Annotated in this window: 21 protein-coding genes and 2 pseudogenes; 3 read left to right on the top strand and 20 right to left on the bottom strand. The window is 65.5% G+C overall.

Annotated features, from left to right (window positions below):
* The 6 genes from KHO41_RS35600 to KHO41_RS35575 all read right to left on the bottom strand — a co-directional run.
* Nucleotides 1-1,089 (bottom strand): AMP-binding protein (locus KHO41_RS35600; protein ID WP_211957921.1); only part of this gene is annotated, 1,089 nt, incomplete at its 3' end.
* A 28-nt stretch (nucleotides 1,090-1,117) separates the two neighbouring features.
* The gene (locus tag KHO41_RS35595; protein ID WP_211957920.1) at nucleotides 1,118-2,260 is read right to left on the bottom strand and encodes an acyl-CoA dehydrogenase family protein; all 1,143 of its coding nucleotides are present in this window, start codon (nucleotides 2,258-2,260) and stop codon (nucleotides 1,118-1,120) included.
* Nucleotides 2,261-2,271: 11 nt separating this feature from the next.
* A complete protein-coding gene (locus KHO41_RS35590) occupies nucleotides 2,272-3,402 on the bottom strand; it encodes an iron-containing alcohol dehydrogenase (RefSeq protein ID WP_211957919.1) in 1,131 nt (376 codons plus the stop codon).
* Nucleotides 3,403-3,428: 26 nt separating this feature from the next.
* Nucleotides 3,429-4,997: an acyl CoA:acetate/3-ketoacid CoA transferase gene (locus KHO41_RS35585; protein ID WP_211957918.1), complete on the bottom strand. Its 1,569-nt coding sequence runs from the start codon at nucleotides 4,995-4,997 to the stop codon at nucleotides 3,429-3,431.
* 37 nt (nucleotides 4,998-5,034) lie between these two features.
* Entirely contained in the window at nucleotides 5,035-5,475 is a 441-nt protein-coding gene (locus KHO41_RS35580; protein ID WP_011296169.1) for a MaoC family dehydratase, read from the bottom strand.
* A gap of 26 nt (nucleotides 5,476-5,501) precedes the next feature.
* Nucleotides 5,502-6,623, bottom strand: a complete 1,122-nt coding sequence (locus KHO41_RS35575) for a glycoside hydrolase family 88 protein (protein WP_211957917.1) — start codon at nucleotides 6,621-6,623, stop codon at nucleotides 5,502-5,504.
* Nucleotides 6,624-6,786: 163 nt separating this feature from the next.
* Between KHO41_RS35575 and KHO41_RS35570 the strand changes: the two genes are divergently transcribed.
* A complete protein-coding gene (locus KHO41_RS35570; protein ID WP_209761305.1) occupies nucleotides 6,787-7,665 on the top strand; it encodes a LysR substrate-binding domain-containing protein in 879 nt (292 codons plus the stop codon).
* Between the two features lie 57 nt (nucleotides 7,666-7,722).
* On the opposite strand, the gene KHO41_RS35565 is transcribed toward KHO41_RS35570, so the two are convergent.
* Genes KHO41_RS35565 through KHO41_RS35540 form a run of 6 tightly spaced genes read right to left on the bottom strand, consistent with a single transcriptional unit; the run spans nucleotide 7,723 to nucleotide 14,027 of the window.
* Entirely contained in the window at nucleotides 7,723-9,315 is a 1,593-nt protein-coding gene (locus KHO41_RS35565; RefSeq protein ID WP_211957916.1) for an aldehyde dehydrogenase (NADP(+)), read from the bottom strand.
* Entirely contained in the window at nucleotides 9,312-10,532 is a 1,221-nt protein-coding gene (locus KHO41_RS35560) for an ABC transporter substrate-binding protein (RefSeq protein ID WP_211957924.1), read from the bottom strand. Before KHO41_RS35560 ends, KHO41_RS35565 begins: the two co-directional genes overlap by 4 nt.
* 56 nt (nucleotides 10,533-10,588) lie before the next feature.
* Nucleotides 10,589-11,617, bottom strand: a complete 1,029-nt coding sequence (locus KHO41_RS35555; protein WP_211957923.1) for a branched-chain amino acid ABC transporter permease — start codon at nucleotides 11,615-11,617, stop codon at nucleotides 10,589-10,591.
* Nucleotides 11,618-11,631: 14 nt separating this feature from the next.
* Nucleotides 11,632-12,519 carry a branched-chain amino acid ABC transporter permease gene (locus tag KHO41_RS35550; RefSeq protein WP_211957915.1) on the bottom strand — a complete coding sequence of 296 codons (888 nt, stop codon included), beginning with the start codon at nucleotides 12,517-12,519 and terminating at the stop codon, nucleotides 11,632-11,634.
* A 21-nt stretch (nucleotides 12,520-12,540) separates the two neighbouring features.
* Nucleotides 12,541-13,245, bottom strand: a complete 705-nt coding sequence (locus KHO41_RS35545) for an ABC transporter ATP-binding protein (protein ID WP_211957914.1) — start codon at nucleotides 13,243-13,245, stop codon at nucleotides 12,541-12,543.
* A gap of 2 nt (nucleotides 13,246-13,247) precedes the next feature.
* Entirely contained in the window at nucleotides 13,248-14,027 is a 780-nt protein-coding gene (locus tag KHO41_RS35540) for an ABC transporter ATP-binding protein (RefSeq protein ID WP_211957913.1), read from the bottom strand.
* A gap of 189 nt (nucleotides 14,028-14,216) precedes the next feature.
* Here KHO41_RS35540 and KHO41_RS35535 point away from each other — a divergent pair.
* Nucleotides 14,217-14,540 (top strand): annotated as a pseudogene (locus tag KHO41_RS35535) (IS4 family transposase); the annotation flags it as partial.
* 211 nt (nucleotides 14,541-14,751) lie between these two features.
* Here KHO41_RS35535 and KHO41_RS35530 read toward each other — a convergent pair.
* The 8 genes and pseudogenes from KHO41_RS35530 to KHO41_RS35495 all read right to left on the bottom strand — a co-directional run bounded on the left by KHO41_RS35530 (nucleotide 14,752) and on the right by KHO41_RS35495 (nucleotide 25,427).
* Nucleotides 14,752-16,374, bottom strand: coding sequence for a sensor domain-containing protein (locus KHO41_RS35530; RefSeq protein ID WP_211957912.1), 1,623 nt, complete (start codon nucleotides 16,372-16,374; stop codon nucleotides 14,752-14,754).
* Between the two features lie 575 nt (nucleotides 16,375-16,949).
* Nucleotides 16,950-17,141 (bottom strand): annotated as a pseudogene (locus tag KHO41_RS35525) (XdhC family protein); the annotation flags it as partial.
* 23 nt (nucleotides 17,142-17,164) lie between these two features.
* Nucleotides 17,165-18,526: an MFS transporter gene (locus KHO41_RS35520; protein ID WP_049796606.1), complete on the bottom strand. Its 1,362-nt coding sequence runs from the start codon at nucleotides 18,524-18,526 to the stop codon at nucleotides 17,165-17,167.
* 115 nt (nucleotides 18,527-18,641) lie between these two features.
* Nucleotides 18,642-19,457: an enoyl-CoA hydratase/isomerase family protein gene (locus tag KHO41_RS35515; RefSeq protein WP_211957911.1), complete on the bottom strand. Its 816-nt coding sequence runs from the start codon at nucleotides 19,455-19,457 to the stop codon at nucleotides 18,642-18,644.
* Between the two features lie 4 nt (nucleotides 19,458-19,461).
* Nucleotides 19,462-21,015: an AMP-binding protein gene (locus tag KHO41_RS35510; RefSeq protein WP_211957910.1), complete on the bottom strand. Its 1,554-nt coding sequence runs from the start codon at nucleotides 21,013-21,015 to the stop codon at nucleotides 19,462-19,464.
* Nucleotides 21,008-21,580: a (2Fe-2S)-binding protein gene (locus KHO41_RS35505; RefSeq protein WP_211957909.1), complete on the bottom strand. Its 573-nt coding sequence runs from the start codon at nucleotides 21,578-21,580 to the stop codon at nucleotides 21,008-21,010. The genes KHO41_RS35510 and KHO41_RS35505 overlap by 8 nt, the downstream gene beginning before the upstream one ends.
* Nucleotides 21,577-22,392, bottom strand: coding sequence for an FAD binding domain-containing protein (locus tag KHO41_RS35500; RefSeq protein ID WP_211957908.1), 816 nt, complete (start codon nucleotides 22,390-22,392; stop codon nucleotides 21,577-21,579). The genes KHO41_RS35505 and KHO41_RS35500 overlap by 4 nt, the downstream gene beginning before the upstream one ends.
* Nucleotides 22,389-25,427, bottom strand: a complete 3,039-nt coding sequence (locus KHO41_RS35495) for a xanthine dehydrogenase family protein molybdopterin-binding subunit (protein WP_211957907.1) — start codon at nucleotides 25,425-25,427, stop codon at nucleotides 22,389-22,391. The genes KHO41_RS35500 and KHO41_RS35495 overlap by 4 nt, the downstream gene beginning before the upstream one ends.
* 276 nt (nucleotides 25,428-25,703) lie before the next feature.
* Here KHO41_RS35495 and KHO41_RS35490 point away from each other — a divergent pair, with 276 nt between their 5' ends.
* Nucleotides 25,704-26,612, top strand: a complete 909-nt coding sequence (locus KHO41_RS35490; RefSeq protein ID WP_211957906.1) for a LysR family transcriptional regulator — start codon at nucleotides 25,704-25,706, stop codon at nucleotides 26,610-26,612.
* Nucleotides 26,613-26,670: the final 58 nt, after the last annotated feature.

The following is a 26,670-nucleotide window of genomic DNA, read 5'->3' as shown; positions in this document are numbered from 1 at the left end:
GCCCTGCCGTCCTTTCCGTTCCGCCAGCGCATCGATGCCGAGGTCGTTCCATTCGGGCTGCTCCACGCAAACCGCCGCGGGGCCGTAGACCTCGGTCAGCCCGTAGATCTGGGTGATCCTGATCCCCATGCGCAACAGGCCCTCGATCACCGGCATCGGCGGCGGCGCGCCGCCGATGAGGCCGTGGACCGGATGGTCGATGCCCGCCTTCCACGCTTCAGGTGCGTGGGCAAGCATCGCATGCACGATCGGCGCTCCGCAGTAATGCGTGATCTGGTGCTCGCGAATCGCATCGAGCACGGCGGCAGCATCCACCCGCCGCAGGCAGACGCTGGTACCGGCGTTGGCCGCCAGCGTCCAGGCGAAGCACCAGCCATTGCAGTGGAACAGCGGCAGCGTCCACAGGAACACGGCGTGCCGGGGCATGCCCCAGTCGAGCATGTTCGACAGCGCAGCCAGATAGGCGCCGCGATGGTGGTAGACCACGCCCTTTGGGTTGCCCGTGGTGCCGGACGTATAGTTGAGGGCGATGGCCTGCCATTCGTCGACGGGCTCGCCGCCCTCCCAGTGCGGATCGCCCCCGGCCAGGAAGCCCTCGTATTCGATCTCCGCCAGCCTGCGGCCCCCTTCGACGGCGGGATCGATGAGGTCAATCACCAGCGGCTTGTCGTCGAGCAGTGCCAGTGCGGCTTGGACTACGTCAGCGTACTCCGTGTCGGTGACCAGCACCTTCGCATCCGCGTGCCTGAGCATGAAGGCGATGGCGGCCGCGTCCAGACGCACGTTCAGCGTGTTCAGCATAGCGCCGCTCATGGGCACGCCAAAATGCATTTCCAGCATCTCCGGCGTGTTGGCGGCCATCACGGCCACCGTATCGCCAGTCCTGACGCCGGCCGCCACCAGCGCCGACGCGAGGCGGCGGCTTCGGTCCAGCATTGCCCGCCAGCTCGTGCGGCGCTCGCCGTAGACGATGGCGGTACGCTCAGGGTAGACCTCGGCCGTCCTGCGCAGGAAGGAGATCGGCGTCAGGGGCACGAAGTTGACCGGGCTGCGCTCCAGCCCATCCGCGCTGTGTTCGACGTATTCCATGGATTGCCTCACTGGCTGCAGCCGTGCGTCAGCGCATTACGTCGCGGGAGATGATCATCCGCTGGATCTCGGAGGTCCCCTCAACGATCTCGAGCACCTTGGCATCCCCGAACGCGCGCGATACCGCGTACTCCGTCATGATCCCGTTGCCGCCGTGGATCTGCACGGCCTGGTGGGCCGCCTCCATGGCCTTCTCGGTTGCGAAGAGCTTTGCCATCGAGGCCTGCCGATCGTAGGGCCGGCCCTCGTCCTTGGCCACCGCGGCGTCGTAGAGCATCAGGCGGGCAGCGTGTGCGTGGGTCGCCATGTCGGCCAACTTGAACTGCAGCGACTGGAACTGGTCGAGCGTCTTGCCAAACGCTGTGCGCTCGCTCATGTAGCGGACGGAGCGTTCCAGCGAGCCCTGCAGGATGCCCAGGCCCAGCGTTCCGATCAGGATGCGGCCGGTGCTCACCTGTGACAGGGTCTGCCTGAGGCCGGCCCCGATTTCGCCGAGCAGGTGGTCGGCAGGAATGGCGCAGTCCTCGAAGAACAGCTCGAATGTGGTCGATCCGCGCCAGCCGATCTTGTGAAGCTTCTTGCCATGGCTGAAGCCGGGCGTGCCGTTCGGCACGATGAAGTTCGAAATCTCCTTGCGGCCGTCGGGCCGGGTACCCGTCACCGCCGCAATGACGATCGGGCCGGTGATCTCGGAACCCGAGTTGCTGATGAAGGTCTTGGCGCCATTGATGACCCAGCAGCCATCCTTCAGCACGGCGCGGGTCTGGATATTGGCGGCGTCGGAGCCGGCGTTCGGCTCTGTCAGGCCGATGCAGCCGACCTGCGTGCCGGTCAGGATCGGCCGCAGGAAGCGCGCCTTCTGGCCGTCGGTGCCGTAGTTGTTGAGCAGGCTGGCCGCCGTCGAGTTGGCCATGATGGCCACTGCCACGGCGCAATCGACGCGGGCGATCTCTTCCAGCGCAATCGCGAAGCCAAGCCAGTCGCCGCCGCAACCTCCCCAGGCTTCGGGGTACGGCAGCCCGATATAGCCCAGTTCGCCGGCCCGGCGCCAGATCTCGTAGGGAAAACTCTCCTCTTCCCACAGCCGGTGGGCGACCGGTGCGATCTCTTCCTCGGCGAAGCGGCGCACCGCCTCGCGGATCATCTCGTGGTGTTCTGCGACGTATGACATCGTCTTCCTCCTCAATACGATTCCTGCAGCATCGCCAAGTAATCGTCGACCGTGGCAATGCGGGGATTGGTGGCGTGGCAGTGGTCCTTCGTGGCGGCGACAGCGATGTCTTCCAACACGTCACGCGGCACGCCCATGGCTCCGAGACCGGCCGGCAAGCCGAGACGGGCGTTGAGGTCGCTGATGGCCTGAACCGGGTCCCCGCCGGCGGGCAGGCCCATGGCCTGTGCCAGTGCGGCCTGCTTGGCTTGGGTCGCCGGCTGGTTGAAGCGCAGCACGGCCGGCAGCAGCACGGCGTTCAGCGTGCCGTGGTGCAACGAGACGCCGGGCACCGCGCCCAGCGGGTGCGACAGGGCATGCACCGCGCCCAGCCCCTTCTGGAAGGCCAGCGCGCCTTCCATGGCGGCCATCATCATGTTCCAGCGCGCGTCGCGGTCGCAGCCGTCGGCGGTGGCCTTGCCGATATTGGCCACGCCGCGGCGCAGGCCGTCCAGGGCGATCGCCTCGGCGGGCGGGTTGATGGCCGGCGCCAGGAAGGTCTCGATGCAGTGGGCGATGGCGTCCATGCCGGTCGCGGCGGTCAGGGCCGGAGGCAATCCCAGCGTCAGTTCGGGGTCGCAGATGGCGAGCTTCGGCAGCAGGAACGGACTAAGCAGGCCGAGTTTGCGGCCGGACTCCATGACGATGACAGCGCCCCGGCCCACCTCGCTGCCGGTACCCGCAGTCGTCGGGATGGCCACCAGCGGGGCGACCCGGCTGGTGATCCGGCTCGCGCCGCCCTCCACCGCCGCGTAGGTCTGCAGCGGTGCCGGGTGGGTCGCCAGCAGCGCGGTGGCCTTGCCCAGGTCGATGGGCGACCCGCCGCCCACGGCCACGATGCCGTCGCAGCCATTGCCGAGGTAAAGGCCGGTCGCGGCTGACACGGCGGCTTCCGTCGGGTTGGATGGGGTGTCCTCGAAGACGGTGGGCGTGCAATCCGGGCCCAGGGCGTCGAGCACCTTGTCGGCGATACCGGCGGCGCGGATGCCGCGGTCGGTGACGATCAGCGGTCGCTGGATGCCCAGGCGCTGCAACTCGGCCCCCAGCATCCGGATGGCGCCGAAGTCGATGTGAACGGTAGTCAGGTAGTTGATGACAGCCATGTTTTCCTCGTAGATATGTCGATGCGTCAGGCGCGGAATAGCGTTGGGTCCATGCGCGGAAGCGGCTCCGCCACGCGCACCGGCGGGAAGGCCATCAGGTCTAGCACCTGCGACCTGACGTCAATACCGGGCGCAACCTCCTCCAGCACCAGTCCGTCTGGCGCTACCGAGAAGACTGCGCGCTCGGTGATGACCTTGGCCTCCTGGCCGCGCTCGGCCACGTTGCGCCCGAGCGGATAGGTGATCTCATCCACGCGCTCGACGAACTTGCGCACGCTCCCCTCACGCCCGACCGACAGGAAACCGTCGGTGGTGTCGGCGGCGAGGCCGCCGGTGGTGAAGGTGCCGGTGAACAGCAGCTTGCGCGCGTTGTAGGCGATGTCGATGAAGCCGCCCGGCCCCGGATTGGCCGCGCCGAAGCGGCTGACGTTGATGTTCCCGGCCCGGTCGAACTGGGCAAAGGCCAGCGCTGCCATCGGGCAGTTGCCGCCGTCAATGAAGTCGAACTGCGAGGGGCCGTCGATCAAGGCCTCCGGATACTTGTTGGCGGAGAATTGCCAACCGCTCATCACGACGCCGCCGAAGGGGCCGTGCTCGGTGGTAAAGCTGTAGCGATGCAGGCCGCCGTCGGCGAACAGGCCGTCTTCCATCATCACCGTGGGCACGTCGGACGAAGCGCCGAAGCCGAAGATGCTGACCTCGCCGGGCCTGATTTCCCGGGCCGCCCGCCGAGCGATCACCTTGTCGGCGCCGGGCGTCAGGCGGTCCGAGGCGCGACCGTCGAAAAGCTGGCCGCCGAGATAGGCATCGTCGTACCGGATGTCGGTGGTCATCATGGCGTCGGGTTCCACCACGACGCGATCCACCAGCACGCCGGGAATCCGCACCGCGTGCGCCGGCCGGGCGTGGCGCGGCACCAGCTTGCGCACCTGTGCGATCACGGTGCCGCCTGACGCCTTCACCGCCAGCGCCATGGCCAGCGCGCACGACGTGAGCGGCTCGTCCTCGAAGCTCAGGTTGCCGTGCTCGTCGGCGCTGGTGGCACGCAGGAACGCCACGTCGAGCGGCCAGCTCGGATAGAAGAGGTATTCCTTGCCGTCCAGCTCCTGCATCCGCACCAGGTCGTCGGTGGCGCGCGCCGTGTACTTGCCACCCTGCTGGCGCGGATCGATGTAGGAGCCGAGGCCGATGCGGGTCAGGTAGCCTGGGCTACGCCGGGCGACTTCGCGCAGCCAGTGCATGGTGGCGCCGATCGGCCAACAGTAGGCTTCCACCCGATTCTCGCGGATCAGGCGCATGAACTCGGGGCGCTCGCCGGTGGCCGGATTCACCGCATTGGTAAAGTTGCCCGACACGATCCGCTTCATCAGCCCTTCGACTGCCACGTGATCCATGCCGCGGATGCCCATGCCGTCGCCGACACTGACCGGGAAGAAGAAGGTCAGGTCACGAGGCGAGCCAGTCTCATGGAAGCGTTGCGCCAGCGCCTGGAACAACGCGTCCGGCGTCAGCCAGCCGATCACGCCGACGCTGCCCACGCTCTGGCCGGGCCGGATATCCGAAACGGCCTGCGCCGCAGTACAGATCTTGCTCATGCGATCTCTCACCTTTCTCGCCGCTCGCAGCCCGGGCTCAGGCCTGGAAATGGATAATGTGGGTACCGACGCAGACCGTCTCGCCCCGCTGGTTGAGTAGCGTTGCCTCAGCCCACAGGCGCTTCTTCTCGTCGTCGGCGCGGGCAATGCGGTAGTTCACGGTGAGGGTGTCTCCGATGCGAACAGGCTTGGTGAAGCGCACGTTGTCGTAGCCGTAGGAGACCGCCGGGCGTTTGATCATGTCGAGATACTTGGTCACGGCGCCGGCGATGAAGCCGACCATCATGGCGCCCTGCGCGATGCGGCCGCCGAAGCCCATGCGCTTGCAGTATTCTTCGTCCATGTGATTGGGGTGGTTGTCACCGCTGATGCCGGCGAAGGCATAGATGTCGTACTCGCCGAGGGTGCGCGTGTAGCTGGTGTGCGTGCCAATAAGGGTGGATACGTTGCCTTCGTGCGGGATCTTGATGTCGGACACTTGGTTTCTCCGGGAGTGGGTTGGGTTCAGACCTGGGTGGCGTCAATCCTGCCCGCGAGGATGAGCAGAGATTCGAAGAGAAAGTAGTCGCCCCAGACCAGTTCGTTATCCATGGCGACGCCATTGCGCTTGTTGAAGCAGCCGCCGGTGAGGATGCCCGTCTGCCGTACATCGCCTGGGCTGACCGGGGTCAGGAAGCGGATTACGAGTTGCTCGATGCTCTTGACGGCGGCCTGGCGGTAGACTTCCGCCCGCTCCGGGATGAGCGCAGCCAGTTTGAACAGGCTGGCGGCGGCGATGGCAGTGGCCGAGGTGTCGCGGTTAGTGTGCGGGATGGCGGGATCGTCGAAATCCCAGAAGGCCACGCAGTCGGCGGGCAGGTGCGCGACCCACCAGTCGGCCACGCGGATCGCGTCGGATTTGAACGCCTGCTCGCCGCACGACAGCGCCTGTGCGAGGCCGAGCATGCCCCACGCCTGGGCGCGGGCCCAGGTGCTGCTGTCATGAATGCCCTTGTGCGTGTAGCGCTTCACGAGCGAACCATCGGCAGTATTGAATGTGGCGGACTGGCAAACCGAGCCATCCTCCCGCACGCATAAGGCAATGTGCTGGCGCAGGTGCTGGCGGCCGATCTCGCCCGTGCCGAGCGCGGCGTCGTGCCGCAGCAGCAGCGCCACGGTGCCCGGAATCGCATCGATGTTGGCCTCGCTCGTCCCCACGCTGGAGGCCTCCTCGGCCTCGGTGCCGAGCGGGATCAGGCGGGCCGCTTCGCTGTACATCTCCGCCAGGCCGCGCGTGCCGTCGAGCGCGAGCCCCGCGGCCTGCGGATCGGCAAGCAGCGAGCCACCGAGTTGCGCGCCGTACCAGAAGAGGAATCCCTTGAACACCGACTTCGACGCCACGCGCGGCGCCAGCCGTGCGGACCACATGCGGGCGCTGTCGCGGTACTTCTGCTCGCCAGTGCGCAAGGCAGCCAGCCACAGCATCCCGACCCAGAACCCGCCGGTCCAGTCGCCGGCCGGGGTGCGTGTCCAGGTGCCGTCGGCCGGATTGCCATAGTGCGGAAAGCCCACGTCGTCCTGCGCGATCGTCGCATCGATGCGTTGCAGGATGCGATCGAGCGCATCATCGATCAGTCTGGAATCCATATGTTTGTCTCCATGCGTACATTGGCTTGTCCGGTCTGCGGTGCCAGCCTTGCGGACCGACTGGGGTGGCGTGCGGAGCGGGGTATGCATGGAATCCTAGGGATTGCACAAACTAGTGTCCAATATATAATTAATGGATCTTTGATACTCAATGGATATAGTGATGGACCTTCGCCACCTGCGGTACTTCATCGCCATCGCTGAGGAACTTAATTTCACGAGAGCGGCCGAGCGACTGCACATCGCCCAGCCTCCGCTGAGCATGCAGATCCGCCAACTCGAGGAGGAGATGGATGTCACACTGCTAAATCGCTCGCGTCGGCACGTGGAGTTGACGGAAGCGGGTCGCATTTTCCTTGAGCAAGCGCGGCAGATCCTGCGAGCTACCGAGAGGGCAGTCGTGCAGGCGCAACGCGCGCATCGCGGCGAGACGGGTCGGCTGACGGTCGGCTTCTTCGAACACACGTCCTACACGCTGCTGCCGCCTATCCTGCGCGCCTACCGAGAACGTTTTCCTTCCGTGGAAATCCTGTTGCGCTGGTTTCCGGTCGTCAAACAGGCGGAAGCGCTGCGCCGGGGTGACGCGGATATTTCCTTCATGCGGCCGGTGCCAGACCTTGAGGAAGTGACATGGGAGACCATCCTGGAAGAGCCGTTCGTGCTGGCCGTGCCGGCAAGACACCCGTTGGCGAACGCTGAGTCGATTTCTCTGAAGAAATGTGCGCAGGAGCCCTTCATCATGTACATACCAGAGATGGCGCCGGACTTCCACGCCATGAACATGCGCATGTGCGCGTCGGCGGGTTTTGTACCGAAGGTCATCTCGGAAGTGGGGCAGGTCTATACGCTACTCGGCCTGGTCAGCTCCGGTGCGGGCATCGGCTTCGTGCCAGCGTCAGTCCGGAAGGTGAAGTTCGACCACGTGGTTTACAAGCCGATCGAAGGCCGGCAGCCGACAATCGAGATCATGCTCGGCTATAGTCAGCGCACCCCAACGCCGCTCATGACGGCGTTCATCGAGACGGCCAAAAGCATGCTGTGAGGGTTCCCCCGACCTCGCCCGCTGCAACATGGGCAAGGTGGAGGATGGCGCGGGTGTTCAGCCGCGACGGGAGGTCGGCGACAGGCTACCGTCGACGTGGCGGTCGAGCGCCAGTGGGTTGAAGTCGGCCAGCGCGGCCGGCAACAGGCTGGATGGGAAGTTCTGATAGCACACTGGGCGCAGGAACCGATCGATGGCGGCACTGCCGACAGACGTGCTGCGCCCATCGGACGTGGCCGGGAACGGTCCGCCGTGGACCATGGCGTGGCTCACTTCCACGCCGGTCGGGAAGCCGTTTACCAGGATTCGGCCCGCCCGTTCTTCCAGCCGCGGCAGCAGTTCGGCCGCGAGAGCTTCGTCCGCCGGCGCCATCTGCAGCGTGGCGGTCAGTTGCCCTTCCAGCCCGTCGAGCACCGCCGCCATGTCCGCCGCCGAGCGGCACCTGACGATCAGCGAGCAGGGACCGAATATCTCCTCACCCAGTTCCGGAAACGCCAGAAAGCTGGCCGCGTCGGTGGCGAACAGATGGGCCGTCGCCGCGCAGGCGCCGCTGCTGCTCTCGCCGGTGGCCACGCTTCGGACTGCCTCATGCGCCCGCAGGCGCGCCACCCCGGCGGCGTAGGCGCGGCCGATGCCGGGCGTCAGCATCGTACCCGCCGGCTTGCCTTGTACGGTCCGCCCGGCTTCGGCCTCGAAGCGGTCGCAGTCTTCCCCTTCCAGCGCGATCACCAGTCCCGGGTTGGTGCAAAACTGGCCGACGCCCATCACGAGCGAATCGACGAATTCCCGCGCGATGCCTTCGGCACGATCTGCCAGCGCATGTGGCAGCAGGAGCACCGGGTTGACGCTGCTCATTTCGGCGTAGACCGGAATCGGCAACGGCCTGGCCATTGCCTGCCGCAAGAGCGCGAGGCCACCGGCTCGGGAGCCGGTGAAGCCGACCGCCCGGATGGCGGGATGCCCGACGAGCGCCTGTCCTACGTCATTGCCAACGCCAAAGAGCAGCGAGAACGTCCCCTCCGGCAGCCCGTATTCGGCCACCGCCGCCTGGATGACCCGGCCGACCAGTTCGGAAGTGCCGGGATGCGCTGGGTGGGCCTTGACGACCACCGGGCAGCCCGCCGCGAGGGCCGACGCCGTGTCGCCGCCGGCCACCGAGAACGCCAGCGGGAAATTGCTGGCGCCGAAGACGGCCACCGGGCCCAGCGGGACGTTGCGTCGGCGCAGGTCGGGGCGCGGCAGCGGCGTGCGATAGGGCAAGGGCGTATCCAACGTCGCCCCATGCCAGTGCCCGGCCCGTACAACCCCTGCGAACAGCCGCAACTGGCCCGCCGTGCGCGCCTGCTCGCCCTGCAGACGCGCTCGCGGCAGAGCCGTCTCGGCCATGGCGTGATCGATGAGGGCATCGCCGAGGCCTTCGATGCCGGTGGCGATTGCTTCCAGGAAGCTGGCGCGGGTCTCGGGCGTCGTCTCGCGATACCTCGCAAAGCTGCTCGCAGCGAGGCGGCAGGCCTGATCGACGTCGGCGGGGCCGGCGCCGCCGAACGCGGGCTCGATGTCGGCGGCAAGCGCCGGAGAAAACGCCTTGAACGCGCCAGCGGTGCCGCTGACGCTGCGCTGCCCGATCAGCATATGTCCGGTGATCCTCATGACGCCTTCTTCCCAATGAGCGGGCAGCCACCTTCTTCCATCGGCCGGAACGCCTCGTTGGCGGGAATGGAGGCGATGAGCTTGTAGAAGTCGCCCGCGTACTTCGATTCCGACGGCTTCTTCACCTCGAAAAGATAGAGCGGGTGGATCTTCCGGCCGTCTTCGCGGATGCTGCCCTTGCCGAACAGCTTGTCGTCGGTGGGCATCGCCTTCATCTTCGCGACCACGGCAGCGCCGTCGCCGTCCGCCTTCATCGCCGCCACTGCCTTCAGGTAGTGGGTCACCGCCGAGTACGTGCCCGCCTGCGCCATGGTTGGAAACTTGCCGTTGTTGGCGGCGGCGAATTCCTTGCCGAACTTGCGGTTCTCGTCGGTCATGTCCCAGTACCAGGTCTCGCTCAGCAAAAGGCCTTGGGCGGCTTTGAGGCCGAGCGCCTGGACATCGCTGCTGAAGACGAGCAGGCCTGCCAGCTTCTGACCGCCGGCGGTCACGCCGAACTCGGCGGCCTGCTTGACCGCGCCGATGGTGTCCCCCCCGGCGTTGGCCAGGCCCACTACCTGTGCCTTGGAGGCCTGAGCCTGAAGCAGGTAGGAGGAGAAATCGTTGCCCGGGAAAGGATGCCGGACCTTGCCGAGGACCTTGCCACCGTTCTTGACGACAACGGCCTCGGTGTCGCGTTCGAGCGAGTGGCCGAAGGCGTAGTCAGCAGTCACGAAGAACCAACTCTTGCCACCCGACTTGACAACCGCCTTGCCAGTCCCATTCGCCAGTGCCCACGTGTCGTAGGCCCAGTGGATCGCATTGGGCGTGCAGGCTTTGCCGGTGAGGTCGGAGGTGCCGCCGCCGGTGACAATCATCACCTTGTTCTTCTCCTTGGCCACCTGGTTGACCGCCAGGACGACCGACGAGGTCGGCACGTCGACGATAGCGTCCACCTTGTCCACGTCGAACCAGCGGCGGGCGATGCTCGCCCCGACGTCCGGCTTATTCTGGTGGTCGGCGGCCACGATCTCCACCTTCAGACCATGCTTCTCGGGCGCAAAGTCCTGGACTGCCTTCTTCGCGGCCCAGACCGAACCGGGACCAGCCAGCCCGGCATAAACGCCGGTCTGATCGTTGAGCACGCCGATCCGGACCACGCCGTCCGTGATCTCGGCCTGCGCCGTCGAGGCCGTCAGCAGCGCGGCGAGCGAAAGCAGCTTGATGCGATTGTTCATCATGTGTCTCCTCTACTGTGGGGATAGATATGGGGTGTTCCGTTCAGCGCCAGATTTCATGCCTTTCCTTCCACGCGCCGGCCAGGCACGCCTGCTCCGGCGGGCGTTTCGTCATGACTTGGTGCCGGCACGGCAGCGTGGCACGGTGCGGGCCGGCCGCGGCGGTTGCCTACAATGTTCTGACACAACGCGTTCAACTCGCCGACGATGCCGCGGCGGAACGCCAGCACGCACACGACGAAGATGCTCCCCATGATCACGGTGATCATGGAACCGACCTTGTCGGCCAAGGCGTTCTGGACGGCGACCACGATGCCCGCGCCCACCACCGGGCCGAAGGCCGTGCCAAGGCCGCCCAACAGCGTCATCAGCACGACTTCGCCGGAGGTGTGCCAGTGCGGGTCGGTCAGCGTGGCAAACTGGAAGACCAGGGTCTTGGTGGCCCCCGCAAGGCCGGCCAGGCCCGCCGAAAGGACGAAGGCCAGCAGCTTGTAGCGCGCGACGTCGTAGCCCAGCGAGGTGGTGCGCGCCTCGTTCTCGCGGATCGCCTTCAGGATCTGGCCGAAAGGCGAATGGATGATGCGGTGGATCAGCCAGAAGGCGAACAGGAAGATCGCCAGCACGAAGTAGTACATGCGCAGGTCCGACGCCAGGTCGATCAGGCCGAACAGCCTGCCTCGCGGAATGGCCTGCATGCCGTCCTCGCCGCCGGTGAACGGCGCCTGCAGGAACAGAAAGTAGAACATCTGTGCCAACGCAAGCGTGATCATCGCGAAGTAGATGCCCTGCCGGCGAATAGCGAGCGCCCCGACGACAAAGCCCGCGGCAGCCGAGACGGCCGTGCCGAGCAGCAGGCCGAGTTCCGGGGTCAGCCCCCAGGTCTTCATGCCGTAGCCCGACATATAGGCCGCCGTGCCGAGGAACGCCGCATGGCCGAACGAGAGCAGGCCGGTATAGCCGAGCAGCAGGTTGAAGGCGCAGGCGAACAAGGCGAAGCACAGCACCTTCATCAGCATCACCGGATAGAGCACGGCCGGGGCCGCCAGCGCGCCCAGCAGCAGGACACCGTAGCCAAGATTTCTCATTTTCATACTCGACCTCACTTTTCCTTGCCAAACAGGCCTGCCGGCCGAACCATCAGCACGATGACCATGATCACGAAGACCACCGTGGCCGACGCCTCCGGATAAAACACCTTTGTCAGTCCTTCGACCACGCCCAGCCCCAGCCCGGCGACGATCGCGCCAAGGATGGAACCCATGCCGCCGATCACCACCACCGCGAACACGACGATGATCAGGTTCGACCCCATCAGCGGACTTAGTTGCCCCGTCGGTGCTGCCAGCACGCCGGCCAGCCCGGCCAGGCCCACGCCGAAGGCATAGGTCAGCATCACCATCACCGGCACGTTGATGCCGAAGGCTTGGGTAATGCTTGGGTTCTCGGTGGCGGCGCGCAGGTAGGCGCCGAGGCGGGTCTTCTCGATCGTGAACCAGGTCACCAGGCACACTGTGAGCGAGGCGCCGATGACCCACGCGCGGTATTTCGGCAGGCTCATGAAGCCGAGGTTGAAGGCGCCGGCCACCTCGTCGGGAATCGAATAGGGCTGCCCCGAGACGCCGAACTGGAAGCGGAACAGGCCTTCGATAATCAGCGCCAGCCCGAAGGTGAGCAGCAGCCCGTACAGGTGGTCGAGCTTGTACAGCCACCGCAGCAGGCCGCGTTCGATGGCGATACCCGCTAGCCCGACCAGCGCCGGCGCCGCCAGCAGCGACCACCAGTAGCTGATGCCGAGATACTCCAGGCCCGCCCAGGCGACGAATGCGCCCACCATAAACAGCGCGCCGTGGGCAAAGTTGATGATGTTGAGCATGCCGAAGATCACGGCAAGCCCGAGGCTGAGAATCGCGTAGAACGAGCCGTTCACCAGCCCGAGCACGAGTTGCCCCAACAGCCCCTGTAGTGGGACTCCCAGAATCGTTGTCATGTTGTCTCCTCCGCAGCGGTCTCAGACACCCAGGAGTTCCTGGAGCAGGTGCTGCTTCTCGTGAATCTCGTGCTGGTGGATCTCCGCGGCGATTTGGCCGTGCTCCACCACGTACATGCGGTCGGCCAGCGGCGCGGCGAACCGGAAGTTCTGCTCCACCAGCACGATCGTGTAGCCCTTCGCCTTGAGGTCGCGGATGACCTGGGCGAGCTTCTGCACGATCACCGGCGCCAGTCCCTCGGAGATTTCGTCCAGCAGCAGCAGCCGCGCCCCAGTGCGCAGGATGCGCGCCATCGCCAGCATCTGTTGCTCGCCGCCCGAGAGCCGCGTGCCCTGGCTATGCCGCCGCTCGTGGAGGTTGGGAAACATCGCGTAGATCTCGTCGAGGCTCATCCCACCGCTACCCACCTGCGGCGGCAGCAGGAGGTTCTCCTCGCACGAGAGGCTGGAATAAATCGCCCGCTCTTCCGGGCAAAAGCCGACGCCGAGACGCGCGATGCGGTGGGCCGGCATGCCGATTGCCTCGCGGCCGTCGATCATGACCGAGCCGGCGCGCCGCCCCGTCAGGCCCATGATCGCGCGCAGGGTGGTGGTACGGCCTGCCCCGTTGCGGCCGAGCAGGGTCACGCACTCTCCCTCGTTCACCAGCAAATCGATGCCGTGCAGGATGTGCGATTCGCCGTAGAAGGCATGGAGGTCGGTGACCCGCAGGTATTCCGTCGCCATGATCAATGCCCTCCCGGCGCAGCGAGCGCGGCATCAGCGCTGCCCATATAGGCCTCGATGACCTGCGGGTTGGCGGAGACTTCCGCGTATGTGCCCTCGGCCAGCACGCTGCCGCGCGCCAGCACCGTGATGGCGTCGCAGATGCCGGACACCACTTTCATGTTGTGCTCCACCATCAGGATGCTGCGATTGGCCGAGACCTTCTTGATGAGTTGCATGACGCGGTCAACGTCCTCGTGGCCCATGCCTTGCGTGGGCTCGTCGAGCAGCATCAGCTCGGGGTCGAGGGCCAGCGTGGTGGCGATTTCCAGCGCGCGCTTGCGGCCGTACGGCATCTCGGCGGTCGTCATGTCGGCGAAGTCCTCCAGTCCGACGTCGGAGAGCAATGCCATGGCCCTGTCATCGAGCGATGCGAGGACTTTCGGCGAGCGCCAGAACTGGAAGGAAATCCCGAGCCTGCGCTGCAGCGGGATACGTACGTTCTCGAGCACGGTCAGGTGCGGAAACACCGCCGAGATCTGGAAGGAGCGCACCACGCCCCTGCGTGCGACCTGCGCCGGCTTCTCGCCGGTGATCTCGGCACCGTTGAACCGTATGGTGCCGCGCGTGGGATCCAGGAACTTGGTAAGGAGGTTGAAGCAGGTGGTCTTGCCTGCACCGTTCGGACCAATCAGCGCGTGGATGTGCCCACGCCTGACCTTGAGACTGACGTCGTTTACGGCGACAAATCCCTTGAATTCTTTCCTCAATCCGACTGTTTCAAGAATGAGATTGCTTGCCATGGTCATTTCCGCGCCCGTTGTTGGGTCTGCTGGAGAATATGGCCGCAGCTAGATCACGTCCAATATATTATTGGTTATTCATTGACACTTTTTGTGTATATGACGGATGCGCCAGCCAGTCGGGCGCTACTCGCGAATTGTCGGGGACGTCACAGGACACGAAGGGGTGTCGAAGTGCCACAAAGCGACAGAAGCGATTGGTATCTGCACCCGACTTACGCGGTAACGCCAGCGCGCGAACCGCTGGGCATGTTTGACGCCTACATGTGGGCGCGCGAGCCCAAGGGTCCGGATGGCGTGCGGCCCGGCATCAAGGAGAGTACCCGCTGGACCGAAGGGTATGAGCGGATCGCCGAACAAGCGGCCACACTGCCTGCTACGCGACTCGTCCATGTGGCTGACCGGGAGTCGGACATCATGGCGCTGATGGTCAAGGCAAAGGAGTAGGGCCACCCGGCGGATTGGCTACTGCGCTCGCAGCACAATCGCACCTTGCCTGGCGGGGGCAAGCTGTGAGACCGATCGCGTACTCTGCGCTGCTGAAACGCTGCGCGCGTTACGTGAGTGACTCCGCTGACTTATGTATAAAGGTATGCCATGAACGGCCTGTCGAATCAACGAATTGAATGGCCGCCTTCCATAGGCTGACGAGGTCGCTGGCCAACTCACTTTGTTGACTCCCAACGCACAGACAGCGCCCGAGCGTCATTTCCGTTTGGCGCCTTCACAACCACAGCATAAATTCAGCAAAGGCTTCTGAGTTAAGCGGGCGGCTGATTAGATAACCCTGGACAGAGTCGCATCCGGCGTCCTTCAACTCTTCGAGCTGACTCTGGTGCTCGACGCCTTCTGCGATAGTTTTCATGCCCAGCGAACGAGCAAGACCGACAATGCCTCGAATGACTGCAGAGGCCTTCTCTGACTCCACCAGCGCTCGAACAAACGCCTTGTCGATCTTGAGCGTGTCGATAGGCAGTCGGACCAGATAGCTGAGACTGGAGTATCCAGCGCCGAAGTCGTCCAGCGATGTGGATACTCCGGCTTGCTTCAGCGCGGCAAGAACCGAAGTTGCCTTTTCGATATCACTCACAAGAGAGTCCTCCGTGACTTCGATATCGAGCATGGCGGGGGAGATGTCGTACGCCCTCGCGATATGGAGAATTCTATCGGTTAGTCCCACACCGAGAAGTTGCCGAGCCGACAGATTGAGGCTGATCCGCGGTACGGTTACCCCCATTCGCCGCCATGCAACGATATGCTGGCAAACTGCATTGAGCAGCCATTCGGCCAGAGCGCCTTCATATGGCGACTCAAGCAACAGATCCAGGAATGCGGCAGGCGTCAGCAAGCCTCGTTCAGGGTGACGCCAGCGAAGAAGCGCCTCAGCACCGATCAGGGAGGCGTCCGCGAGTGCTATCTGAGGCTGGAAATGAAGCTCAAACTGGTTCGCCGCAAATGCCTCACGGAGATCGATGCGCAAGGCAACGCGGTCGCGCATGCCCCGGTCGAGTGCCCCATCGTATGTGCGCACTGGAAACCCGCCGGATGACTTCGCTGCGTACATGGCCGTATCGGCATGACTCAGCAAGTCCTCGGCTGATTCCGGTTCTTTTCTCAGTAGCGCGATGCCAATGCTCGCGGACAGGGAGACGGATCTTCCGCATGCTTCGAATGGCACTGCTAGCACGTTGAGTACCGAGTGCGCGAACGCTTCTGCCGCGCTTTCGGTGGTATTGCGTAGCAACAGAACAAACTCGTCGCCCCCCACGCGCGCGGCGAAGAAAGCAGGTTCGGGAATTGCGAGTAGCCTTTTCGCAAAGCCGCGTAGCAGCTCATCGCCGACAGCATGACCGAACGCGTCGTTGACTTCCTTGAGATGGTCCAGGTCAATAAACAGCAACGCCAGGGAAGCGCCATCCGTAGAGCTTGGCGAAGCAGCTTCAGCGACCGCGAGCGTTAGTGCTTCCATGCACTTGCGTCGGTTCGCCAATCCAGTCAGATAATCGTGACTTGCTTCAAATTCCAGCTGCGCTGCGTGCTCATGTTCGCGCGTGACGTCGCGGAAGAGTACCGTAATGCCATCGTCGTGGTGAAATGAGCGAGCCTCAAACCAGGTGCCAAGCGGAGCGTAATAGTCAGTGTGACGGCCGGGAAGTCCACTTGCCGCCGTCTGCTGGTAGATGCGATAGTAGCCGGAGTCAACCAGGTCCGGGTAACACTGCCATATGTTGCGTCCGAGCAGGTTTTTCCGCTCCTGCCGCAAGTATCGTTCAGCCGTATTGTTGAGATAGGTGAAGCGCCACCATCTGTCTATCGACATGAAGCCGTCGCTCAGGCTATCAATCATGTCACCAAGGTGAGCCGGTGCTGGCTGTCGCGCGCCGGCATCTGCCGGGAGGGGAGGGCGAGAGTCAGTCTGTCGTTCCATTTTATGGCCTTCTGTTCGCGTCGGACCCAAAGGCATCGCTTGTGCGCAAACCGTGGGGCATCGCATTTTAACCGCCTTTACTACTGCTTCGAACATCGGGACGCCCTCGCGCCCCGTTCGATCGTCTCAAAACCTAACGCTTGTTCGCGCTCGACGGCAGCCGGTGTTCTCAGTCGACGAGTCGCCGTTACCCGGTCATCAAAGGGCGGGCGCCCCTCGTAAGCGGACTCGCGAACGGATCGCAAGGGGCGCTCATGGCGAACTCTGCCGTCGGGCCATCTCGCGATGGCAGATACCTTGGGCGCGTTGCCGAATCATGAGTTAGATACAGTCGGATGGCAGCACTTTGTTGGCGTGGTTTGAGGCGAATTCGCGTTGTGACGATGGGGGTTGAAGGGTTCCGCTGCACACCTGTCAGCCCAGCCCCGCTTTGCTGGCAGCGACCTCGAGCCCTTCCGGCAGCCGCACGCCGTTCTTCGCCGCTGTCAACTCCAGATCAGGTCGTCCTCGATACAGCCGCCCGAGACCGAGCCTGAAACCCGACCGTCATCTCGCAGGGCGAGCATGGCGCCGATCGGGCGCGGACTCGAGCCCCAGGTACGAGTCACCGTAACCAGCGTCACGCCGAATCCAGCATCGAGCCAGCGCTTTGCGTCCTTCAGCACCTGCAGGTCGATGCTGTCCATGATGTGCTCCACGAATGGCGTGTCTATTTTTCCGCGAGACGGCCCAGCGTCTCCGGTACGATTGCTGCCCCCGCCAGGTAGATCAGCGTGACCACTGCGACGAAGATGCCAAGGACTACCGGAAGGTCGGCTGGTGTGCGCGCAGCGAGTGAGGCCAGGGTCGGCATCATTCCGCCGATGGCGAAGCCGATGTTCCACGAGAGTCCCGTGCCCGAGGCGCGGATGCTGGTGGGGAATCGTTCGTTCAGGAAGATCAGGATCGGCGCAAAGCCGGCGCACCCGAGCATGCTGAGGGCCGCCGCGTAGACGCCGCGGAGAACGGCGGTCGGTGCGGCCGGCATCCACTGGTAGAGCAGCGGCATCAGTACCACGCTGACCGCGCCGATCAGCAGGAAGGCGCGCTTGCGCCCGATCATCGTGCTGAGGTGGCCCGCTGCTACCGACGCCACAATCACGCCGACGCTGCTCAGCATCAGGGTCGCCGCAGCCTCCCCGGGGGACGCCTTCACCACGACCTTAAGGAAGGTCGGCAGGTAGCCGGACGTCAGGTAGTAGGCGCTGCCGCCTCCCACGGTGAGCAGGATGTTGACCAGCAGTACGCCGCGATATTCGCGCGAGAACAGCGTGCGCAGCGGATGCGTCTGCGGCTTTGCTTGGCCGCTTGCCGCCTTTGCCGCTTGTAACTGCTTCCATAGCGGCGACTCCTCCAGCGAATTGAAGATGACCAGCCCGAGCACCGAGCTGACGATGCCGGCGAAAAACATGCAGCGCCATCCCCAATTCTCGAAGGCGTCGCCGGGAAAGAGGGCCGTCATCGCCATGTACGTGATCGACGCCAGTAGCGCCCCAATGCCAGCGCCCCCACCGCCCACCAGTCCCGACACTGCCCCGCGCCATGACGGCGGTACCGATTCCGTACCGATCGTATGGGTCGATGCCACCACTCCGCCGACGAACACCCCCTGCACCAGGCGCAGCAGGATGAACAGCGCCGGCGCAAAGAGGCCGATCTGGCCGACGGTCGGCAGTAGCCCGAATGCCGCCGTCGACAGGCCCACGCCGGTCACGGCAACCACCATCGCCCCCTTGCGGCCATGTCGGTCCGCGTAGGAGCCGAAGATGGCCGAGCCGAGCGGCCGCATCAGCAGCGTCACCGCGAACGACGCGTAGACTGCCGCCAGCGACAGCATCGCGTGCTCGGAAGGAAAGAACAGCTTGCCGATCACCGGTGCCACGAACAGCAGGATGAACAGGTCGAACAGATCGAGCGCCCATCCCATGCATGAGGCCGTCACCGCTCCCAGCACCTGCCGGTTGCTCGCAGCCGGTGACACCACGGTCCCCGAGCCGCCCAGTTTCGGCTTGTCGTTTGCCAGCATTTCCATCGTTGTCTCCTTGTTTCTTTGAACAAGCGGCTCCCCGCGATGCCCGCCAAAGGGCATCGCCGCGAGTCCTTCTTACCTTTGAGGGCGGGCAGTTCAGCCCCGCCCGCGCATACGGTCAGCTACCGCGAAATGCAGGTTTGCGCTTCTCGTGGAACGCTTCCACGCCCTCGCGAAAGTCGTCCGAGCTACGCAGACGGCTGTAGCAGTGCCCTTCGAGTTCGATGGCGATCGACAGCGGCGCGTCCTCGGTGTCATTCAGCAGCTTCTTGGCGGTGCGCTGGGCCAGCGGCGAGAATGCACGCAGTTCGTCGGCCAGCGCGTCGGTGGCCGCTTCCAGTTCGGCGTCAGCCACGCAGTCCACAACGATGCCCCAGTCGTACGCCTGCTGGCCGGGAATGCGGCGCGAGCGCATGACGATGTCCTTGGTGCGGCCGACGCCCACCATCTTCTGCAGCCGCGCGGAGCCGCCCGAGCCCGGAATCTGGCCGAGCTTCTGTTCCGGCAGCGCGTACTGGGTGGTGTGGGTGGCGATGCGGAAGTCGCACGCCAGCGAGAGTTCGAAGCCAACGCCGAAGCAGTAGCCCCGGTTGGCGGCAATCACCGGCTTGCTGCAACGCGCCGGCGCCGCAATGTTCCACGCCAGCTTCGATACGTGCTCGGGCGATGCCTCCAGGAATCCCTTGATATCGCCCCCGCTTGAGAAATGTTCACCTAGCGAGCGCAGGACGATGACGCGCACGCGGTCGTCGGCGTCAAGCGTCTCGAACTCGGCGCGAATCTGGTCGCGGGCAGCCATCGAGATCACGTTGTAGGGCGGGCGGTGCAGGATGATGTCGGCCCGCTCGCGCGCAGGGTCGATCTCGACGGAAAAGCCGTCGAGGTTCTGGAGCCGCTGCTGGTCGGGATGGGTCAATGCGAAGGCTTGTGTCACGTCATTACTCCTTGGTCGGGACGTTGGAAGAAGGGCTGGAAAGCGAGGTGTATTCTCCGGCCGACAGTTTGCGGCGCAGGATCTTGCCGACCGGCGACTTCGGGAGGTCGGCCACGAACACGTAGTCGCGCGGGCGCTTGAAATTGACGAGGTCGGAGCCGCGACAGAAGGTGTCGAGCGCCTGCGCGTCGACGCAGCCGCGTGGCTTGACGAAGGCCACTACCTTCTGGCCCCAGCGGAGATCCGGCAGGCCGGCCACGGCCACCTCATCCACGGCCGGATGCAGGGAGAGAACCGACTCGATGTCGGCGGGCGAGATGTTCTCGCCGCCGCTGATGATCATGTCATCCACTCTCCCCGTTACGAAGAGATCGCCGTCGGCGTCGAAGTAGCCGATGTCGCCCGTGAAGTACCAACCCTCGTGCAGCGACTTTGCATTGGCGTCGTCTCGGTTCCAGTAGCCTTCGAACGCTTCATCGCCGCGCAGGTCGGCGATGATCTGACCCTCTTCGCCGGGAGCGGTCACCGCCTCAGGCGAAGTGGCGTCCAGCCGTACCACGCGCAGCCGTGTATTGAGGCCGGCGCGACCGGCGCTGCCCGGCTTGCGCCCCGCGCGCTGCTCGATGCTGAATGTGTACACCTCGGATGAACCGTAGTGATTGACGAACAACTCCGGGCGGAATGCTTGTTCGAGCCGTGACAGCAAACCGTCGCTCATCGCCGCGCCGGCGAAGCCAAGCTTGGTGACCGTGCGGACACCCATGCTGTCGAAGCCCGGGTCGGCCAGCAGGTCGTGGTACAGCGTAGGTACAAGATAAAGGCAGCTCACGTGATAGTCGGTGATGGCCTGCTGCGCCTGCGATGGGCTCCAGCGCCGCACGCAGACGAACAGGCCGTCCACCAGCGCCATGGCAAGCAGCGAGCGCACGCCCATCGTGTGGTACAGCGGCATCACGCCGAGCGTGCGCTCGCCGCGCCGATACAGGTTCTGCGCGACGTGAGCCAGGGCGGCGGCGCGCTCCTGCCGGTGGCGGCGCGGCACGCCCTTCGGCCTGCCGGTGGTGCCGGAGGTGTACAGCATCAGCGAGATGTCGTCGGCTGCGGCCAATGTGCTGTCGAGCCGGGGTGTGACGTCGAGCAGGGTGTCGAATGACAGCGGGCCGCCTGGCGCATGGTCCAGTGCGATGCAGGGTATCTCCTGCGCGGCGGAGCTCTCCAGCACAGCGTCGGCGCTGACGGGCTCGAACACCAGCGCCTTGGCGCCGGCGTCGCGCACGCAATAGTCCAGCTCGTCCGGCTTGGCGCGCCAGTTCAGCGGGACGATGACCACACCGGCGAACTGGCAGGCCCAGTGCAGCGTGGCCGCTTCCCAGCGGTTCTGCAGGATGGCCAGGAGGCGATCGCCGGGGCGCAGGCCGAGGTCGTGCAGGCCGGTGGCCACGCAGCGGATGCGCGCGAGCCATTGCTCGTAGGTCAGCAGCAGGTCGCCGTCGACGATGGCGGGGGCGCTGGGGCTGCGCTCCACGCTTTGCAGGAAAGTGCGGCCGAGATCAAGCATCGCAGGTCTCCCCGACTGTCGTCGCTTCGACGTGGCGTGCCCGCGCCCGGCTGGCCGCGACATCAAGGACCGCGGCGACGATCGGCGTGTAGCCCGTACAGCGGCACAGGTGGCCGGACAGCATGTCGCGCACCTGCGCCTCAGTCGGCTCGTGCATCCGTTCCAGGTAGTCCGCGCACGACATCAGGATGCCTGCCGTGCAGAAGCCGCACTGCAAGGCGTGGTGGCGTCGGAAGGCTTCCTGGAGGTCGCCCAGGCCTTCGCGCGGCGCGAGGCCCTCGACGGTGTCGATGGCGCGGCCGTCGGCCTGTACGGCAAGCATCAGGCAGGAACGCGCGGCTACGCCGTCGACGCGCACCGTGCAGGCGCCGCAGACGCCGTGCTCGCAGCCGACGTGCGTGCCGGTGGCGCCGAGTTCATGACGCAGGAAGTCGGATAACAGCTCGCGCGGAGCGCACAGGCTGCTGCGCTCGCTGCCGTTCAGGGTCAGGGTGACGCGATGGCGCTCGTCGCGCCGCATCACTGAGAGCGTGCCGACTGGCGCGCCACGTAGGGTCTTGCTCATCTTGCCTCCTCGATTACGCGCATGCCCAATTGCCGCACCAGGTGGCGGCGGTACTGCGCGCTAACATGGGCGTCGTCCTGCGCGCCCAGCTTCCAACTGAAATCGTTGATGGCCTCGGCCAGCTCCTTGCCTTGCAGGCGTGGCCAGCTCTCCAGTACTGGCCGGTCGGCCACGCCGCCCACGGCCAGCGAGATGGCGTCGTCGGTGACGATCGCAGCGCACGCGACCAGCGCGAAGTCGCCATGCCGGGCCGAGAACTCCATGAAGCCGTAGCGCGCGCCAGGCCGCCTCAGCGGGAAGCGCACGGCTTCCACCAGTTCGTCTGGCTCGCGCGCGGTCATCAGCATTCCCTGGAAGAACCCGGCGGCCGGCAGCACGCGGCGGCGGCGCAAGGAGCGCAGCACGACTTGGCCACCGAGCGCCGTGAGCACCAGCGGCAGTTCTGCGCTGGGGTCGGCGTGCGCGACGGAGCCGCACACCGTGCCCCGGTTGCGGATCTGGAAATGCGAGATGTGCGGGAAGGCGAGCGCGAGCAGCGGTACCTCGTCGGAGAGCGATGCGCGCCATTCGACGCTGCCCTGCGTCACGGCGGCGCCCACCACGAGATGGCCGTCTTCTACGCGCACGGTATTGAGGTCGGCGGTGCGAGAGATGTCGACCAGCAGTTGCGGCTGCGCGAGCCGCATGTTGAGGACGGCCATCAGCGACTGGCCGCCGGCCAGAATGCGGGCGTCCTCGCCGGCACGGGCCAGTGTCTCCAGCGCGTGCTGTGTGGATTCGGCGCGCAGGTAGTCGAACGCGGCGGGTTTCATCGACGGACTCCCAGGAGCGCCAGCAGGCGAGCGATCCAGCCGGGACTGCGCACCGGCTTGCCGCCTGCCTGCCGGCCGAGCGATTCGAACAACTGGCGCAGCACCACTTTGGCCGCGCCTTCGAGCATGCGGCCGCCGACGGCCGCCACCTTGCCGGACACCTCGGCCTCGTAGTCGTACGCGAGACGGGTGCCGTCGCCGTGCGGGGTCAGCTCTACCATTCCGGAGCCGCGTGCGCTGCCGAGCGAGGACAGGCCGGCGCCTGCCAGCCGTAGCCGGCGCGGCGGCTCCAGGTCGGACAGCGCGATCTCGGCTTCGTAGCGCGCCTTGATCATGCCCACGCCCACGGTTACGTCCGCGCGGTAACGGTTCTCGCCGATGCGTTCGAGCGCGTGGCAGCCGGGCACGACCTGGGCCAGCGCCTTCGGGTCGAGCAGGACGGCGAAGACGGCTTCCGGTGTGGCGGCGAGATCGACCGTCCCGCGTGCGCTCAGGGCCTTCGCGGCCTTGCCGCCTTTGCCGTTTGCAGGTGCTGCCTCTTTCGCCGCTTCGGCCAGTTCGGGGCGCGACGGCGGCGGATCGTCATAGCCGATCATCGCCATCACCCTGGCGGGCGTAAGTGGCAGGCGGATGTCGCGCACGCCGAGTGCGTCCGCCACGGCGTTTGCGACGCACGGCGGTGTGCTCATGCTGTTGCCCTCGCCGAGCCCCTTGGCCCCGAGCGGCGTGAACGGGCTCGGCGTTTCCAGATGGACGATGACCGGGTCGGGCACTTCGCACGTGGTGGGCAGCAGGTAGTCGGCCAGCGTGCCGGACTGGAAGCTGCCATCGGGGCCATAGCGGAACTCCTCCATCAGCGCCGCGCCGAGTCCCTGCGCGAAGGCGCCGCGGATCTGGCCGTCGGCCAGTGCCGGATTGAGCAGCTTGCCGGCATCGTGCGCGGTGATGTAGCGGTCGATGCGCACGCGGCCGGTGGCACGGTCGATCTCCACGCCGCACAGGTCAAAGGCGAAGCCGTAACAGGCGGACGTGTTGACGCGATCCTGTTCGTCCGGCGCGTCGAGGTTGGGCGGTGACCAGAACACGGTCTCACGCAGGCCGGGTTCCTCACCGGCTGGCAGGAGTTGCGGCGACCAGTGCGGCGCGTTGCTGGCGGCGCGGGCGAAGGGTAGTGCGGTGTCTGGCGAAGCGCCCTTGCGGGCAATGCGGCCGTTGGTGAAGACCAGTTCGGCCGGGTCGCAACGGAGGTGGGAAGCCACGATGCGCGCCAGCTTGTCGCGCACACGTGTAGCGGCCAGGTGCACGGTTCCGGCCACGGCGCCGGCAAACCGACTGGAGTAGTTGCCCGCAGCGACGGACCACGCGTCCTTGTGGGTATCAAATTCGACGTTGACTGCCACGTCCGCGGGGTCGATGCCGAGTACATCGGCCACGACCTGTGCACATACGGTCATGTGGCCTTGTCCTGCTGGCGTGGAGGCGACGGTCACTACCACGCCGCCGAGCAGGTCGACGCTGACTGTAGCGCTGGCGATAGCGCCGTTCTTTGGCCCAGCCTTGCGGCGTGCCTCGGCCGGTGTGGCGGTGGTGATGTAGCCCATGTTCGACACCGACGGCTCGACGATGGCAGCAAAGCCAATGCCGTACAGCCGGCCCTCGGCGCGCGCGGCATCGCGACGGCGCTTCAGTTCATCGTAAGCCCCCGCTTCCAGGGCACGCGACATCGCCAATTGGTAGTTGCCGGAATCGAGCAACGCGCCGGCCGTCGCGCGATACGGAAAGGCGTCGGCGGGCACGAAGTTACGGCGGTAGACGTCGAGCGGATCGAGGCCGAGTTCCACAGAGATCCGCTGTACCAGCCGCTCCAGCGCGAAGTACACTTGCGGCCCGCCAAAGCCGCGCACAAGGCCAGTCGGCGTCTTGTTGGTCAACACCACGCGGTTGCGCACCAGCAGGTTGGGGATCGCGTAGGCACCGGTCAACAGGCCATGCATGCGGTAGAAGGTAGCGGGCTCCGGCGCGCGCAGGTAGCCGCCGCAGTCCTCGAGCTGGTTGTACGATAGGGCAACGATGCGGCCATCGGCCTCGACGGCAGCTTCCAAGGTGGAGAGCCGCGCGGTGGCCGAGGTGGCGGCGCTCAGATGCTCGAGCCGGTCCTCCACCCACTTCACCGGCGCGCCGGCCTTGCGCGAAGCGAGGCACATCAGCACCACGTAGGGAAACACCGCCTGCTTGACGCCGAAGCTGCCGCCCGAGTCGCGCGGAGCGACGTGGCGCAGGCGGTTGGCGGGCACCTGCAGGGCCATCGCCATGACGGCGTGCAGCGAAAACGGCCCCATGAAGTTGGAGGTGACCTGGTAGCCCTCGTCGCCCGGCAAGTGTTCGGCAACTACCACGCCACACTCGATAGGTGTGCAGGTGTTGCGCGGGTAGTGCGCGGTCAGCGTCACGCGGTGCGGCGCGGCGGCGAATGCGGCCTCGGGGTCGCCGTAGCAGAAATGGCGGTCGCTGGCGACATTGCTGCCGAGACCGGAGTGCAGCACGGGGGCGTCGCCTGCCACGGCAGCCTCGATCGACACCACCGGTGGCAGCGCGCGGTAGTCCACGCGCACGAGGTCGAGCGCATCCTCGGCCAGCGCGCGGCTTTCGGCCACGACTACGGCCACTGGTTCGCCTACGTAGCGCACGCGATCCATCGCCAGCGCCCACTGCTCCATCGGCGCCTTCACGCCGACCACGAAGGGCCGGGACCAGGCGGGCAGGTCAGCGGCCGTCAGCACCGCGCGCACGCCCGGTACCTTCAGTGCCGCCGCGAAGTCGATGGCGCCGAGCTCGGCGTGCGCGTGCGGCGAGCGGAGGATGGCGGCGTGCAGCGTACCGGGCCTGACGCCGAGGTCGTCGGCATAGCGGCCGCGGCCGGTCAGGATGGCGGCGTCCTCGACGCGCGCCATTGGGCGACCGACGTGGGGTGCCTGCCGGGTCTCCTGTGTCTCCTGTACCGTGCCGGTCGTTTCGCCGGCATCGAATCTTTTCATATGCGACTCCGTTTCACGCGACGGAACCGGGGCCGGAAGGCGGACAGGACCGTGCGACGTCAAACGGAGATTAGAGAGATCTACCTATAATTTCTAATGCTGAATTTTGATGCACTCGATCATTAGTTATGATGTGAATCTTAAGCGCTATGAGCGATTCTTCCATGAAAAGTGATGGAAAACCCTCACTTTAAGCGGCTTTCAGCGCGCTCACCTGAGGAATGATGCATTACAGAAAATGATGCAAGCATTTGGTGTTATTGATATCTTGGACCCATGGACCTCAAGCAAATCCAGTACTTCATCGCATTGTTCGAGGACGGCTCGGTCACCCGTGCGGCCAGGCGACTCAACATCGTGCAGCCGGCGCTCAGCATGCAGATCGCCCGGCTGGAAGAGGAATTCGGGCAGAAGTTGTTCGAGCGCATTCCGCACGGCATGGTGCCTACCGCCGCCGGGCGCATGATGTACCGGCTCTTCCTGCCCATCGTACGCGACCTCACCAACGCGCGGCAGCAGATGTTGCAGCGGGAAGAACAGATGGCCGGCCGCATCACGATCGGCATGGTGGCCTCGGAGACGGAGAGCGTGCTGGTGGGGTCGCTGGCGCGCTTCAACGCGCGCTATCCGAACGTTGAGGTCTCTGTGGCGGACGGCTTCAGCGGCGCGCTGATCGATCTCGTGTCCGCCGGCCAGCTCGATGCCGCGGTGGTGCACCGGCAGAGGGGCCGGCTGGCGTTGCAGATGCAGTCGTTGCACGACGAGGAGATGGTCCTCGTGACCAGCGCTGCGCACGGCCCCGAACTGCCGGAGGCCGTGGAATTGGCGAAGCTGCCGGGGGTGGAACTCGTGCTGCCGACCAAGCGGCACGGTTTGCGCGTGGTGCTGGACACGGCCACCCAGATCGAAGACGTTACCCTCGCGCCGAAGTTCGAGATCGACATTCTCGGCACCATCGTCCAGTTTGTGGAAGCTACGCGCTTCGCCACGGTCCTGCCGCGCATCGTCGTGCAGCGTGCCGTGGAGGATGGCCGGTTGCGATCACATGCCATCGTTGCTCCACGCATCGTGCGGCACCTGGTTTGCGTCAGCCATCCACAGCGGCCTTTGAGTACGGCCACGGAAGCGCTGATCGCTATCGTGGCCGAGGAAATCCGGCGGGTTTCGGGAATTGGCCAATTGTGAAGGCAAGGGGAGGGGCACGACTTGCCTCGGTCGGCTGCATGGGCCTTGCCTGTCTAAA

The sequence above is a fragment of the Cupriavidus numazuensis genome, assembly GCF_905397435.1.
In the GTDB taxonomy this organism is placed as follows: domain Bacteria; phylum Pseudomonadota; class Gammaproteobacteria; order Burkholderiales; family Burkholderiaceae; genus Cupriavidus; species Cupriavidus numazuensis.
Note: the sequence above shows the minus strand (reverse complement) of the source record. Positions and strands in the feature narration are given on the sequence as shown.